Annotated in this window: 14 protein-coding genes; 5 read left to right on the forward strand and 9 right to left on the reverse strand. The window is 71.8% G+C overall.

The window, feature by feature from the left end; genetic code table 11:
* Positions 1-6: 6 nt before the first annotated feature.
* Together ACZ5VD_RS10860 and ACZ5VD_RS10865 are read right to left on the reverse strand one after the other, a co-directional pair.
* The gene (locus ACZ5VD_RS10860) at positions 7-702 is read right to left on the reverse strand and encodes a B3/B4 domain-containing protein (RefSeq protein ID WP_468681962.1); all 696 of its coding nucleotides are present in this window, start codon (positions 700-702) and stop codon (positions 7-9) included.
* Positions 703-710: 8 nt separating this feature from the next.
* Positions 711-1,283 carry a transglutaminase domain-containing protein gene (locus tag ACZ5VD_RS10865; RefSeq protein WP_468681964.1) on the reverse strand — a complete coding sequence of 191 codons (573 nt, stop codon included), beginning with the start codon at positions 1,281-1,283 and terminating at the stop codon, positions 711-713.
* A 489-nt stretch (positions 1,284-1,772) separates the two neighbouring features.
* Here ACZ5VD_RS10865 and ACZ5VD_RS10870 point away from each other — a divergent pair, with 489 nt between their 5' ends.
* Positions 1,773-2,123 (forward strand): hypothetical protein, encoded by a 351-nt coding sequence (locus tag ACZ5VD_RS10870; RefSeq protein WP_468681967.1) that lies wholly within the window; start codon positions 1,773-1,775, stop codon positions 2,121-2,123.
* Between the two features lie 7 nt (positions 2,124-2,130).
* Here ACZ5VD_RS10870 and ACZ5VD_RS10875 read toward each other — a convergent pair whose 3' ends face one another.
* The 3 genes from ACZ5VD_RS10875 to ACZ5VD_RS10885 are packed head-to-tail and all read right to left on the reverse strand — an operon-like array spanning position 2,131 to position 5,434.
* Positions 2,131-3,204: a threonine aldolase family protein gene (locus ACZ5VD_RS10875; protein WP_468549994.1), complete on the reverse strand. Its 1,074-nt coding sequence runs from the start codon at positions 3,202-3,204 to the stop codon at positions 2,131-2,133.
* 26 nt (positions 3,205-3,230) lie between these two features.
* Positions 3,231-3,986: an SDR family NAD(P)-dependent oxidoreductase gene (locus ACZ5VD_RS10880; RefSeq protein WP_468549995.1), complete on the reverse strand. Its 756-nt coding sequence runs from the start codon at positions 3,984-3,986 to the stop codon at positions 3,231-3,233.
* 50 nt (positions 3,987-4,036) lie between these two features.
* The gene (locus tag ACZ5VD_RS10885) at positions 4,037-5,434 is read right to left on the reverse strand and encodes a DUF6421 family protein (RefSeq protein WP_468681969.1); all 1,398 of its coding nucleotides are present in this window, start codon (positions 5,432-5,434) and stop codon (positions 4,037-4,039) included.
* Between the two features lie 282 nt (positions 5,435-5,716).
* On the opposite strand from ACZ5VD_RS10885, the gene ACZ5VD_RS10890 reads away from it, so the two are divergent.
* A complete protein-coding gene (locus tag ACZ5VD_RS10890; protein ID WP_468549677.1) occupies positions 5,717-6,400 on the forward strand; it encodes a glycerophosphodiester phosphodiesterase in 684 nt (227 codons plus the stop codon).
* Positions 6,401-6,403: 3 nt separating this feature from the next.
* Here ACZ5VD_RS10890 and ACZ5VD_RS10895 read toward each other — a convergent pair whose 3' ends face one another.
* Entirely contained in the window at positions 6,404-6,955 is a 552-nt protein-coding gene (locus tag ACZ5VD_RS10895; protein ID WP_468681971.1) for a GNAT family N-acetyltransferase, read from the reverse strand.
* Positions 6,956-7,031: 76 nt separating this feature from the next.
* Between ACZ5VD_RS10895 and ACZ5VD_RS10900 the strand changes: the two genes are divergently transcribed.
* Both ACZ5VD_RS10900 and ACZ5VD_RS10905 read left to right on the forward strand, forming a co-directional pair.
* Entirely contained in the window at positions 7,032-7,424 is a 393-nt protein-coding gene (locus ACZ5VD_RS10900; protein WP_468681973.1) for a VOC family protein, read from the forward strand.
* Between the two features lie 51 nt (positions 7,425-7,475).
* Positions 7,476-7,796, forward strand: a complete 321-nt coding sequence (locus ACZ5VD_RS10905; protein WP_468681976.1) for a VOC family protein — start codon at positions 7,476-7,478, stop codon at positions 7,794-7,796.
* A gap of 33 nt (positions 7,797-7,829) precedes the next feature.
* On the opposite strand, the gene ACZ5VD_RS10910 is transcribed toward ACZ5VD_RS10905, so the two are convergent.
* From ACZ5VD_RS10910 to ACZ5VD_RS10920, 3 genes are all read right to left on the reverse strand, one after another.
* Complete coding sequence (locus ACZ5VD_RS10910; RefSeq protein WP_468681979.1) at positions 7,830-10,406, reverse strand: cellulosome protein; 2,577 nt, start codon at positions 10,404-10,406, stop codon at positions 7,830-7,832.
* A gap of 116 nt (positions 10,407-10,522) precedes the next feature.
* On the reverse strand, positions 10,523-11,065 hold the full coding sequence (locus ACZ5VD_RS10915) for a MarR family winged helix-turn-helix transcriptional regulator (protein WP_468549682.1): 543 nt from the start codon (positions 11,063-11,065) through the stop codon (positions 10,523-10,525).
* On the reverse strand, positions 11,062-12,747 hold the full coding sequence (locus ACZ5VD_RS10920) for an FUSC family protein (RefSeq protein ID WP_468681982.1): 1,686 nt from the start codon (positions 12,745-12,747) through the stop codon (positions 11,062-11,064). Before ACZ5VD_RS10920 ends, ACZ5VD_RS10915 begins: the two co-directional genes overlap by 4 nt.
* A gap of 164 nt (positions 12,748-12,911) precedes the next feature.
* On the opposite strand from ACZ5VD_RS10920, the gene ACZ5VD_RS10925 reads away from it, so the two are divergent.
* A complete protein-coding gene (locus ACZ5VD_RS10925; RefSeq protein ID WP_468549684.1) occupies positions 12,912-13,442 on the forward strand; it encodes a DUF5134 domain-containing protein in 531 nt (176 codons plus the stop codon).
* The last annotated feature ends 27 nt before the right edge of the window (positions 13,443-13,469 follow it).

Raw genomic sequence — 13,469 nt, forward strand, 5'->3', positions numbered from 1 at the left:
ACCGGATCAGGACGCCGGGGAGCCGACCCGGATCCGGGCTCCCGGGCTGAACTTCTGCAGCAGTTCGGTGAGTTCGGCACCCGCCGCCTCGACCTCGGCGACCGGCACGGGTGCCAGGCTCTCCAGCAGGAAGATCCCGGAGACGGTGTCCTCGGTGAGGCGGGTGCGCGGACCCTGGCGCCAGTTCCAGCGGCGGCAGGTCACGCCCGCGTCGTCGCGCCACACCACCTCGCCCGCGTCGGGGTGTTCGACGGTCTCCTCGCCGCCGGCCACGGTCACGAAGTCCTCGGCACCGGTGGCCCGCACCAGGCGCATGCCGCCCCGGACGCGGTCGAGGTCCTCGCCGCCGACGGGGATCAGGTGGGCGACGCTGATCGCGTTGTAGAGGTCGACGAGCAGGTTGATCCGGGGCAGTCCGCCCTCGGAAAGGGCCCTCTTCGCCAGCGCCTCCGCGGAGTTGCGGGTCCGCGAGGGCTTCGACCCGAACGCGGTGTACACCTCCCGCCAGGCGGCCATGTGCGGGTCCTCGTGCGGTGCGCGACCGTCCAGGCGCGCGGCGAGCCGGCGGGTCGCGTCGTCGAGGAGGGCGGAACTGGCGTCGGTACTCGGCCCGTTGGCGAGGTCGTGGGCCTCGATCACGAGGTGCGTGAAGCCTGGCGCGAGGGCACGCACCTCGTCGGACACGGTCAGGGTGAGAGTCATCGCCTGCCTCAGAGTGCGGTGGGGAGCGTCTTCCAGAGGTACGGCCGGTCGGGGGCGGCCTTGAGGGCGCCGAGGACCGTCGGGTGCGGTTCAGCGTACAGGACCGGATAGTCCATCTCATTGGACTCCGGGTCGGGCGTGAAGGCCAGCCGTTCCCCGTCGAGCGAGAACCGGGCGTCCACGCCGGGCTTGTTGCCCCGGGGGTCCTGCCGATGCCAGGCCCCGTTGAAGCGCACGGCGACCAGCCCGTGCACCACCTCGAACTTCTGGTAGCACAGGGCCGTCGGGATGTCCTCGGCCCGCAGCAGCGCGGCCAGCGCGTGCGCCTTGGCGTAGCAGATGCCGGTGCCCTGCTCCAGCACGTCGGAGGCCCGCCAGGTGACACGGAGGTCGCCGGAGTCCTGCGAGTGCGGGATGGTGTCGCGCACGAACTCGAACGCGGCCCGCGCATAGGCATACGAGTCCTCCACCCCTCTGGCGAGCCGGGCGGCCGTCGCACGCACCAGCGGGTGTTCGTGGTCGATCGCCTCGTCGGCGGCCAAGTACGCGGACAGGTCGGGGGTGTTCTGGATCAGCTCCATGCCTGCAGAGCTTAGGAATCCGATCACCCCGAGTCAATTCTTTTGCGTCTTCACGCATATCTATTCATCGAGCACGCCTCTGACGGCCACAGCCTGCATGGGGTGATCGGATGATCAGTCGGCTTGAGGTCGGAGCGTCGTCGGCGGGGCGACGCGTGGTGCTGTTCGACGCCGGCCGGTACGACGCCGAGGTGGCCCGCGCCTCGGCCGAGAGCGCTCCGGCGCGAGGTGGTCCTGGGAGCGGGGGCTCTGGGCGACGCTCGGTCGGAACTCATCGCCCTGAAACAGCTGACACCGTCCGCGCTGCCGGTCTACGAGAGGGCTCTGGCAGCCGACTCTCCGTACCGCGCGGTCGAAGGCACGGTCGGCCTCTGGTCCACGTACCCCCTGGCCGACGTGCGGCAGGTGGACATCAGGCCCGACGGGATCGAGGAGGGCTGGAGGCGCGGGTGACGGTCCACCGCGCGTACGCCGTGGGGTGAGGTCGCCGTGTATGTCGCGCACCTGCCCTCGGTCCGCGTCCGGCCGAACGGCTTCGACTCCGGCCGGCGGGACGAGAGCGCCGGGTTGCCGGGCAGGGCCGTAGCCCACCAAGAAGGTGGATCGGATGATCCTGCTGGGCGACTTCAACGGCACCCGGACGACCGCGGGTCGACCTCGGTCACCTCGCACATGGGCCCGCCCCCGGAGAACTTCGCCTTCAGCCGGCCCGCGGTCCTCCCCGACTCCCGGATCGACCACGCCATGGCCCGCTCGGCGACCGTGACCGGCGTCCGGCCCCTGCCCGCCACCGGCAGCGACCACCTCCCGGTCGCCGCCGACGTCAGGATCGACCCCTGACGGGCGGTCACGAGCGCGCCATCTCCTCCTTGAGTGCCGCCACGAAGGTGTCCACGTCGTCCTCCGACGTGTCGAAGGCGCACATCCAGCGCACGACACCCTCGGACTCGTCCCAGAAGTAGAACCGGAACCGCTCCTGCAACCGCACGCTCACCTCGTGCGGCAGCCGGGCGAAGACCCCGTTGGACTGCACGGGATAAAGGATCTCCACGCCGTGCACGGCCCGTACGCCCTCGGCGAGGCGCTGGGCCATCTCGTTGGCGTGGCGGGCGTTGCGCAGCCACAGGTCCCTGGCGAGCAGGGCCTCCAACTGCACCGACACGAAGCGCATCTTGGAGGCGAGCTGCATGGACAGCTTGCGCAGGTGCTTCATGTGGCTGACGGCGTCGGGGGCGAGGACGACGACCGCCTCGCCGAACAGCGCGCCGTTCTTCGTGCCGCCCAGCGACAGGATGTCGACGCCCACCGCGTTGGTGAACGTCCGCATCGGGACGTCCAGGGAGGCCGCGGCGTTGGCTATGCGGGAACCGTCCAGGTGGACCTTCATGCCGCGCGCGTGGGCGTGGTCGCAGATCGCGCGGATCTCGTCCGGTGTGTAGAGGGTGCCCAGTTCGGTGCTCTGGGTGATCGAGACGACCTGCGGCATCGCGCGGTGTTCGTCGTCCCAGCCGTACGCCTGCCGGTCGATCAGCTCGGGGGTGAGCTTGCCGTCGGGTGTGGGCACGGTGAGCAGCTTCAGGCCGCCCATGCGCTCGGGGGCGCCGCCCTCGTCGACGTTGATGTGGGCGCTCTCGGCGCAGATCACCGCGCCCCAGCGGTCGGTGACGGCCTGGAGCGCGACGACGTTGGCACCGGTGCCGTTGAAGACGGGGAAGGCCTCCGCCGTGGCGCCGAAGTGGCTGCGGACGATCCGCTGGAGGTTGTCCGTGTAGACGTCCTCGCCGTAGGCGACCTGGTGCCCGCCGTTGGCCAGGGCCAGGGCGGCGAGCACCTCCGGGTGGGCCCCGGCGTAGTTGTCGCTGGCGAAGCCGCGGAGGTCCGGGTCGTGGTGGCGCCGGGCGTCGGTCTTCGGCGGGTTCACCGCTTCCCGGACCGGGGTCTCCCGCTTCACGACGTCTTGCTCAGCCACAGACGCTTTCCGTTCACTTCTCCGGCGGGCCTGTCCCAGACGCCCGCGATGCTCTCGGCCAGGTCCTTGACGTCGGTGAAGCCCGCGAACTTCGCGTTCGGGCGCTCGGCGCGCATCGCGTCGTGCACCAGGGCCTTCACCACCAGGATGGCGGCGGCGGACGTCGGCCCCTCCGCGCCCTCCGCGGCGCCGGCCTTCTTGAAGTAGTCGGCGAGGGCGAGCGTCCAGGCCTCGGCCGCGGCCTTGGCGGCGGAGTACGCGGCGTTGCCCGCGGTGGGCTTGCTGGCGCCCTCGGCGCTGATCAGCACGTACCGGCCGCGGTCGCTGCGCTGCAGCGACTCGTGGAAGGCGAGGGAGGTGTGCTGCACGGTGCGGATCAGCAGCATGTCCAGCAGGTCCCAGTCGTGCAGGTTCGTCTTGGCGAAGGTCTCGCTGCCGCGCCAGCCTCCGACGAGGTGGACCACGCCGTCGACCCGCCCGAACTCCTTCTCGGTACGGGCGGCCCAGTCCCGGGTCGAGTCCACGTCGAGCAGGTCGACCGTCTCACCGGTGACCGTGGCGCCGCCGGCGCCGTAGCGGGCCGCGTCCACGGCCTCCGCCAGTCGCTCCGGGTCGTTGTCCGCGCCGACGACGGTCGCTCCCGCCTCCGCGAGCCTGAGCAGCGCCGCGCGCCCCGCGGGTCCGCCCGCGCCGGCCACCGCGATCACCGCGCCGCTGAGAACGCCGTTCCCCATGTTCTTCGCCTCCTGAGCCGTGCCCGCCGATTCGATGTACCCGCGGTCGCTCACGCGGCGATCCGCTCGGCGCTCTCCGCGGTGATGCCCTTGGTCGAGGCGATCACGCTCTTGAGCTTCTTGGAGAGTGCCTCATAGAACATGCTCAGCGGAAACTCGTCCGACAGCACATCGTCCACGAGTTTCCGCGGCGGCAGACTCAGATCGAGGGCGTCGGGTCCCTTGGCCCACTTGGAGCCCGGGTGCGGGGCGAGGTAGGTGGAGACCAGCTCGTACCCGGCGAACCAGTGGACGAGCTTGGGCCGGTCGATGCCGTCCCGGTAGAGCTTCTCGATGTCGGCGCACAGCTCGTTGGTGACCTGGGGCGCGCGCTGCCAGTCGATGAACAGCTTGTTGTCGGTCCAGCGGACCACGTCGTGCCGGTGGAGGTAGGCGAACAGGAGCTGGCCGCCGAGGCCGTCGTAGTTGCGCACCCGCTCACCGGTGACCGGGAAGCGGAACATCCGGTCGAAGAGCACCGCGTACTGCACGTCACGGGCCTGCGGGACACCGTCGGCCTCCAGCTTCACGGCCTCCCTGAAGGCGGTGAGGTCACAGCGCAGCTCTTCGAGGCCGTACATCCAGAACGGCTGGCGCTGCTTGATCATGAACGGGTCGAAGGGCAGGTCGCCGTGGCTGTGGGTGCGGTCGTGGACCATGTCCCACAGGACGAAGGCCTCCTCGCAGCGCTTCTGGTCGTGGACCATGGCGGCGATGTCCTCGGGCGGCTCCACGCCCAGGATGTCGACGGCGGCGGCGGTCACCCGGCGGAACCGGGCGGCCTCGCGGTCGCAGAAGATGCCGCCCCAGCTGAACCGCTCGGGGGCCTCGCGCACGGCGATGGTCTCGGGGAACAGGACGGCGGAGTTGGTGTCGTAGCCGGCCGTGAAGTCCTCGAACGTGATGCCGCAGAACAGCGGGTTGTCGTAGCGGGTGCGCTCCAGTTCGGCCAGCCAGTCGGGCCAGACCATGCGCAGCACGACCGCTTCGAAGTTGCGGTCCGGGTTGCCGTTCTGCGTGTACATCGGGAAGACGACCAGGTGCTGGAGGCCGTCCTCGCGGTGCGCTGCGGGCTGGAAGGCGAGCAGCGAGTCGAGGAAGTCCGGCACCCGGAAACCGCCGTCGGACCAGCGGCGCAGATCCTTGACCAGGGCCTCGTGGTAGGCGACGTCGTGCGCGAGCAGTGGCGACAGCTCCTGCACGGCGTCGGCGACCCGGCGCACGGCCAGCTCGGCGTCGGCGGGGTCGGGGGCGCCCTCGGCGTCGAAGTCGATCGACCCGTCCTTGGACTGCCATGGCCGGATCCGCTCCACGGCATCCTTGAGCACGGGCCATGCAGGGTGCTCCACCACCCTGGTCGCGGGAGGAACCTGGTCCCCCGTAGCCGCCTGCACAAGAATTTCCGTCATGTCTCTTCCTCCACGGGAGAACCTCGCGTAAGGACACCGTATGCATACGGGGTTTCTCCCAGCAAGTGAGCCCTCGGGAAATTATCCTGTGCACCCCGCATGGTCACAGGATTTCTTCCTGCCGGACACGTTTACGGCGAGTGCTTCCGCTTCGCACAGCCGCTCCCGTCGCAGCACCGGGTCCAACGCCCGGCGGGGCCGTTAGGCTGCGGACCTGCCCACGCCGCCGTCCGCCCCGGCCCGCGTGGCACCGAGCCGCCCCCGACGGAAGCGAGTCGAACCTTGAACTTCCTCACCATCGGTCACCGCGGAGTCATGGGTGTCGAGCCCGAGAACACCCTCCGTTCCTTCGTCGCCGCCGAACAGGCGGGCCTCGACGTGATCGAACTCGATCTGCATCTCAGCAAGGACGGCGCCCTCGTCGTGATGCACGACACCGACGTGGACCGTACGACCGACGGCACCGGCCCGATCGCCGGTCAGACCCTCGCCGAGCTGCGCGCCCTGGACGCGGGCCGCGGCGAGCGGATCCCGGTCTTCGAAGAGGTGCTGGACGGCGTGCACGCGCCGTTGCAGGCCGAGATCAAGGACATGGCGGCGGCGCGTGCGCTGGCGGAGGTCATGCACCGCCGGGATCTGGTCGGCCGCGTGGAGGTGTCCTCGTTCCACGACGAGGCGATCACCGAGATCGCCCGGCTGGTGCCCGGCGTACGGACCGCGCTGATCGGCAGCCGGTTCGGCACCGACATCGTGGACCGCGCGGTCGAGGCCGGTGCCGCGACCGTCTGTCTGAACATCCGCCGCGTCACCCTGGAGGTCGTCGAGCGGGCCCGCAAGGCCGACCTGAAGATCATCGGCTGGGTGGTGAACACCCAGGACCACCTGCGGCTCGTGCGGGCGCTGGAACTGGACGGGGCGACCACCGACTACCCGGAGATCAAACGCACCGGCCGCTTCACGGCGTGACGTTCACCCGAGCGGTTCGGCGAGGGGTGCGAGCTCCTTGACCAGCAGCTCGAACTCCAGGTCGTCGCGCTGCGGGATCCCGAAGCGCTCGTCGCCGTACGGGAAGGGGGTCGTCCTTCCCGTACGGCGGTAGCCGCGGCGCTCGTACCAGGCGATGAGGTCCTCGCGTACGGAGATCACGGTCATGTGCATCTCGGTGACGCCCCAGGTCTCCTGGGCGATGCGCTCCGCCTCGGCGATGATCACCTTGCCCAGTCCCCCTCCCTGGAGGGCGGGGCTGACCGCGAACATCCCGAAGTAGGCGTGCGCGCCCCGGTGTTCGAGCTGGCAGCAGGCGACGACCCGCTCCTCGTGCTCGACCCTGATCAGCCGGCTGTCCGGCGCCTTGATGACCTTCAGCACCCCTTCCGGATCCGTCCGCTGTCCTTCGAGGATGTCCGCCTCGGTGGTCCACCCGGCACGGCTGGCGTCCCCGCGGTACGCCGACTCGATCAGCGTGACGATCGCGTCCACGTCGGCGTCGGTGGCATCGCGGAAGGTCAGGGCGGTTTCCATGGGGCGGCTCTCCGTGTTCTCACGCGCGGCTCGGGCACCGACGAGGGTAACGCCGCTGCCACTAAGCTACGGATGCATGGTGCATGTACTGAGCGGGCGGACCCTGCTGCGACCCGCCGATCCGGAACGGTCCCGTGTCTTCTACGGCGAGCAGTTGGGGCTCGCCGTCCATCGTGAGTTCGGTACCGGGCCCGAGCGCGGCACCGTCTACTTCCTCGGGGGCGGGTTCCTGGAGCTGTCCGGGCGGTCCGAGGCGGCGCCGTCGGTGGCCGTGCGGCTGTGGCTGCAGGTGGCGGACGTGGCCGCCGCACGGGACGAGCTGCTGGGCAAGGGGGTCGAGATCGTGCGTCCGCCGGTGAAGGAGCCGTGGGGGCTGATCGAGATGTGGATCGCGGATCCGGACGGGACGCCGATCGTGCTGGTGGAGATCCCGGCGGACCATCCGCTGCGGTACCGGCCCGGGATCTGAGGCTCCGCTCCGGATGCGGGCCTGTTCGACATCCATGGCTCGTCGGGCCGGGTGGAGTTGCCGTCCCGGACGCCCGAGCGGGCCGTCGGCTTCTGCCCGACGGTGTTCGGCCGGAGCGTCGACGCCCTGGAGCGATACGCCCACCGAGGCCTGGACGGCGCGCACTTCGGCGGCATGGTCACCAGGGACGGGAAGGTCCCGCCGAAGGCGCCGCCGCACCGGCCGCCGCACTTCGCCGTGACCGACGTGGACGCGGCCCCGGCGGCCGGGGCGGGCGGCACCGTTGTGATGCCGCCCACCTCGGTGCCGGACGGCCCGCGGATCGCGGTGCTGCGGGACCCGCAGGGGGCGATGTCCGGGAGGTACCTCTAAGGCGCCGAGGACTGAGGCACCCCGCGCCGGCTGTCAGCACAGAGGCGTCACCGTCACCCGGTCGACGACGGGTGCGTACGCGGAACGCTGCCCGTACAGGTTGCGCGACTCGCCCCCGAAGTCGGGGAGTTCGTCGGCGGTGAAGGTGAGGGTGTGGGAGCCCTCGGTCAGGGTGACGGGGATCGAGAGGTCCCAGAAGTTGTTGAAGTGGAAGGTCGTGGGGAACAGGACCCGGTGCGGGGCGGCTCCGTCGACGGAGATGTCCGCGTGGCGGCAGACCGGGTCGGGGTTGTAGTGCGTGGCGGGCGCCTGCTCGCCGTTGGCGTAGCGGATGGTCAGCGCGTGGCGTCCGGTGCGTTCCGCCGTGACCGTCAGGGTGAGGGCGTTGTCGGGGCCGCCGCCGATGCCGTCCACGGCCTTGCCGCCGGTGGCGTACGGGTAGGCGGAGACCTTCGCCGTGCCGGTCAGTGTGCCCTCCTCGGCGGGGTGGGCCGCGGTGGGCAGCAGGCCGCGGGACGGGCCGACGCGCAGCCGGTCCACGACGAGGAGTTCCGAAGTCCCGGTGATCGTCACCTTGTTGACGCCTCCGGAGAGGAAGAGCGGTACGGCGCCCCGCTCGACGCGTCCGACGTCCTCGCCGTTGACGGTGAGCAGGCCCTCGCCGGGTCCGAGGACGTCGACGCTCACGGTCGCCTCGCCGTCGTCGGCCGCGTGCGCCCAGAAGGTGACCGTCCCGCCGCGCGGGAGGACGGCGGCGCCGGGCCCCGAGGCCCCGCGATGCGCGTGGCTGACGACGGCTCCGCCGGCGAGGGAGGCGTACTCGGCCTCGTACAGCGCGCTGGTCTCGTCCTCGCGCAGGGCGAGGTCCAGTTTGTCGACGACCGCCTCGCCCCTGGTGACGCCGAGGTCCGGGTCCTGGGCGGCGAGGGTGATGCGGTGGCTGCCCGCGGTGAGTTCGACCCGGGTGTCGGTGTGGCCCCACACCGCCCACTTGTAGCCGAGCGGCAGCCGCAGTTCGCGCGGGGCCTCGCCGTCGACCCGGAGGAAGACGTTGGTGGGGCCGAACTCCCGTACCAGGTCGGCCTGGTTGTGGGAGTTGGCGAACACGCTCAGGTCGTACGTCCCGTCCTTGGGGACCTCGACGTCGAAGGCGAGCACGCCGTCGGAGCCGGTGCGCAGACCGCCGACGTGGTAGCCGCCGGACGTGGCGAACCTGTCGACGTCGGAGGGGGATCCCTCGGGGCCGTTCCTCTCGTAGCCGCCGCCCGTGTAGGTGGCGTCCTCGGCCTCGTAGGTCCGCCGCCACCGGAGCGAGGGCGGCGGGGACGCGGCGCCGTTGCCCCCGGGTGACAGGATCGCCTGGTAGGCGGACATCGCGTCGAGGTCGCCCAGCGGCAGGGTCACCCGGCCGTCCACGACCGGCAGTTCCTCGTCCCGCAGCCGCAACGGCTGGGCGCTCGCGCCGACCTGGCCGGTCCAGGGGATCTCCTGGAGCCTCAGGTGGGCGGTCGTGCCGAAGACGTCCGGGTCGACTCCGTCGAAGACGATGTCGGCGGCGCCGCCCGCGCCGCCGAACAGCAGGCGGGCCTGCCGCTTGTCCCGGTCGAGTGTGGCGACGCCCTGGAGCGTGTACTGCACGTTGGGCCGCGGCGCGTCGACCCGGACGGTACGGCCGGTGAGCTGCCCGTAGGCGTTGAACAGCCACCACTGGCCGTTGGCCTTGTTCGCCTCCACCGCCGAGTCGTTGAGGTTGCCGGCGATGTTCCAGTACGCCAGGTCGGCGTCGACCTTGGACTCCTCGATCGCGGCGATCCACTGGATCATCTGGCCGGGGACGGAGAGGTGATAGTTGTGCGCGTACTCGTTGAGGTTCACGGGCAGCGGGCCGATGCCCAGCTCCCGTTCCGTCTCCCGGTACCTGGTGACGTTGGTGCGGACCTCGGCCGGGGACGACAGCTCGTGCCAGGTGATCACGTCGGGCAGGACGTCGTGTGCCTGGGCGAACTCCAGGAAGTCCCGGACCTCGGGGTACAGGATGGAGGTGTTGGGTCCGGCGATCCGGGCGTCGGGGTCCAGGCCCTTGATGAGGTGGTACGTCTTCGCCCAGGCCGCGAAGTAGTGGGTCGGGTCGGTGCGCCAGGAGACGCCGTCGTAACTCCACTCCCCCTCGCCGAACATGTTGCCCTCGGGCTCGTTGAACGGGACGTAGACGATGGGGGACTTCTCCGGGCCGAGGGTCAGGACGTGCTCCACCTGACGGCGGACGACCTCCAGGAAGCCCGCCAGGCGTTCCTCGCCGTCGGCGCCGGGCCACTCGTAGGGGAAGCCGCGGTAGAAGTCGGTCAGGTAGACGTACACGTCCTTGCCGCCCGCCGCGACGAACGGCGGCAGGATCTCCAGGGCGTCACCGCCCGGATGCTGGATGCCGTCCTGGGCCTTGGTGGTGACCGTGCGCGGGTACATGCCCTCGACCAGGGTGCGGCTGGGCACGCCGTCCCCGTACAGACCGTAGAGGGTGCCGCTCGCGCCGCCGTGGAAGGGGCCGGTCTCGGTGCCCAGGTCCACGGTGAGCCGGTCGGGGGCGGGGGTCTCGGCTGTCACGGCATCCATCCTTCGTCCGGCATGTCGTACGCCGATCGATGATCCGAACCGGCCTGGTCGAACGTAGGAACCAGACGCCGCTCACGTCAATGGCGCGTCGGCCTCCGAAACTTCCGGAACGCGGCTCAGGGGCGTGGTACGCCGAGAAGCCCTTCCAGCCGCCCCAGCAACCCGGAGAGCAGTACGGCCAGTTCGTCCCGGTCCGGGGCGTCCATACCGGACAGGACGGTGGTCTCGTAGGCCAGCTGTTCGGGCAGCAGGCCGTCGACGAGGTCGCGGCCGGCGTCGGTGAGGCGGAGGTGGGCGACGCGACGGTCGCGGGTGTCGCCGCGGCGCTCGACCAGGCCACGTTCGGCCAGGGCCTTGAGGCGCTTGGTGACGGCGGCGCCGGAGGAGAAGGTCTCGCGGGCCAGCTCCCCCGGGGTGAGTTCGTGGCCGGTGCGGCGCAGCGCGCCGAGCAGGTCGAACTCGGGGCGGCTGAGCCCGGCCCGGCGCAGCGGGGCGTCCTCGGCCTGCTGGAGGAGGGCGGCGCAGCGGTTCACACGGCCGATGATCTCCATGGGGCCGGTGTCGAGGTCGGGGTGGACGGTCTGCCACTGCCGGACGACCGCGGCCACGGTGTCGCTCCTCGTCGCTCCGGGTGCGCCCGCTCCGTTGCTCGCCGTCATGGCCGTACGTCCTCCGTCGCCTCGTCCACCGTGTACCGGTCCGGGCGCGGTCCCCGGCGCCGTACCGTCGCCGCGAGCGTACGGTGTCCGGACTGTTCGGCGAGCACGACCCTCTCGTGCGGCAGGGCGCGCTGCCACCATTCGCCGGACGCGGCTTCGACGGTGGCGCGCAGGTCGACCAGGGCGGCGGCGAGGCCACGGCGGGCGGCCTCCAGGGCCGCTGGGGCGGGCCGGGGTTCGGCCAGCAGGCGGGCGGTGCGTTCGCGGGAGCGCTCGACGGCGGTCAGCGCGTGCTCGACACGGTCGCCCGCACGCCGGTTGGTGACGGCGACGGCCGCGAGGAGGCCGACCAGGGCGCCGACGACCGTGTCCACGATCCGCTCGGTGATCAGCCGGCCGGGCTGCTGGTAGCCGGCGAACTCGGTGATGAGCAGGGCCATCGGGGTCACACAGACGCTGCCCAGCCAGTAGTTGCGGCTGATCAGGGCCTCGGCGCCGAAGTTGAAGGCGAGGCAGCACAGCACCAGGGCCGCCGGGCCGACGTGTGCCAGCGGGGCCACGGCGGCGAAGAGGAGAACGCCGACGAGGTTGCCGACGACCCGCTGGACGCCGCGGCTCCAGGTGAGCGTGAGGTTGGCCTGGTAGAGCGAGGCGGCGGTGACCAGGGCCCAGTAAGGGCGGCCGACACCGAGGGCGAGGGAGGCGTAGCCGGCCAGGGCGCAGCCGAGGGCCGTGCGGACGGCGAGCGGGGTCAGCGGTCCGAGCCGCGTCCACCACGGCCGTGCGGGGGCGGCGAGTTCGGCGTCGACGCCGAGGAGTTCGTCGGCCTCGGCGGGCCGTTGCCCGGTGTGCGGGACCGGGCCGTTGCCGCGCAGGGCGCGGGCCCAGGCGCGCAGCCGCTCCGGGTCCGTGTCCGCGGGTGCGGCGAGCGCTACCTCGGCGCGTACGACGAGCCGTTCGAGGGAGCGCCGGGTGGCCGTGGGGGCGCCCGCGGAGAGCAGCGACTGCCAGGCGGCCTGCACGGCCGCGGCTGCGGCGGCGCGGGACCTGGCGTCCGCGTCGCCGGTGCCGCGGGTGGCGGCGTAGGCGGCCGAGGCGTTCAGGGCCTGGGCGGTGGCGCGGCGCTCGGGGCCGTGCGGGCGCAGCAGGCCGGGTGCCATGCCGATGAGCCAGGCCCAGCCGCCCGCCGCGACGGCCAGGGCCAGATGGCCGGGGATCTGTCCGAAGGTCTGGGGTGCGAACAGGGCGGCGGAGCTGATGAAGGTGAGGATCACGTTGCCCGGCGGGCCGATGCGGGTGGCGTCGCACAGCACCTTCTGCACGGCGGCCAGGACGGCACCGACCGCGACCAGGACCGCGGTACCGGTGGTGGCCGAGGCCGTGAGGAGGGCGACGGCGAGGCCGCCGACCATGCCGAGCACCACCCAGGCCAGGGTGCGGGCCCGGGCGGCGTAGGGACGGTTGTGGGCGTAGAGCGCGCACAGGGATCCGGCCATGGTGTACATCGCCAGATCGAGCCGGTCGAGGGCCAGCAGGATCAGGTTCGGCGGGGCGACCGCGACCACCACGCTCAGGGCGGGCTTGAACCAGATGTCGGAGGGCCGGCCGAGGCGCAGCACGCCGGCGAGCGGGAGACGGCGGGTGGGCGGGGCGTCGGAGGTGGGGGGCTCAGCACGGCTCATGCCCATAACCTTAGCAGGTGTTTTACCTGTAAAAGATACTCGCTCACCTGCTGTGCTCCGCCGAATGCTCCCCGTGTACACCCTTGCGCTCGCTTGCGCGCCGCGCGGCCCGGGCATCCCTTGACCGACCGTCGGGTCACCGACCGTCGAGCGGGGAGGTGGGCGTGCACGGACCGGCTTCGCCCGGCTGGCTGCTGGTGGCGCTCTGTGCGGCCACCGGGGCGTACTGCCTGCTGCGGATGCGCAGCGGCGTCGAGGAACAGCGCCGGGCCGCGGGCGGCGAGGCGCTGATGGGCTTCGGCATGGCCGCGATGGCCGTGCCCGCCGCGGTGTACTCGCCCCCGTCCTGGGCCTGGCCCGCCTACGCGGTCGTGTTCGGCGCGGCGGCGCTGCGCGCCCTGTGGGCGGCGCGGGCGAACGCCCACCATCTGCACCACCTGGTCGGCGCCACGGCCATGGTCTACATGGCGGTGGTCATGGCCGCCTCCCCCGGACATCACGGCGGCGCCGGGATCCCGCTGCTGACCGGGGTGTTGCTCCTCTACTTCACCGGATACGTCCTGCTGTCCGGGGCGCGCCTGGTGCCCGTCGCCGCCGGTGGCGGGGCCGGGGGGTGGGGTGACCGGCCGGAGCTGGCGCGGGCGTGCCGGCTGTCCATGGGCATCGGGATGGTGGCCATGCTGCTGACGCTCTGACGCGTCGGGCCGCCCGCCGGCACCGAC

This window comes from Streptomyces sp. NPDC032822 (genome assembly GCF_055578825.1).

Bases quoted from the DNA above. Each gene is read 5' to 3' on its own strand.
- ACZ5VD_RS10865 (WP_468681964.1), bottom strand. From the start codon at position 1,283: ATGGAGCTGATCCAGAACACCCCCGACCTGTCCGCGTACTTGGCCGCC.
- ACZ5VD_RS10880 (WP_468549995.1), bottom strand. From the start codon at position 3,986: ATGGGGAACGGCGTTCTCAGCGGCGCGGTGATCGCGGTGGCCGGCGCG.
- ACZ5VD_RS10895 (WP_468681971.1), bottom strand. From the start codon at position 6,955: ATGGAAACCGCCCTGACCTTCCGCGATGCCACCGACGCCGACGTGGAC.
- ACZ5VD_RS10920 (WP_468681982.1), bottom strand. From the start codon at position 12,747: ATGAGCCGTGCTGAGCCCCCCACCTCCGACGCCCCGCCCACCCGCCGT.
- ACZ5VD_RS10860 (WP_468681962.1), bottom strand. From the start codon at position 702: ATGACTCTCACCCTGACCGTGTCCGACGAGGTGCGTGCCCTCGCGCCA.
- ACZ5VD_RS10910 (WP_468681979.1), bottom strand. From the start codon at position 10,406: ATGGATGCCGTGACAGCCGAGACCCCCGCCCCCGACCGGCTCACCGTG.
- ACZ5VD_RS10885 (WP_468681969.1), bottom strand. From the start codon at position 5,434: ATGACGGAAATTCTTGTGCAGGCGGCTACGGGGGACCAGGTTCCTCCC.
- ACZ5VD_RS10900 (WP_468681973.1), top strand. From the start codon at position 7,032: ATGGTGCATGTACTGAGCGGGCGGACCCTGCTGCGACCCGCCGATCCG.
- ACZ5VD_RS10915 (WP_468549682.1), bottom strand. From the start codon at position 11,065: ATGACGGCGAGCAACGGAGCGGGCGCACCCGGAGCGACGAGGAGCGAC.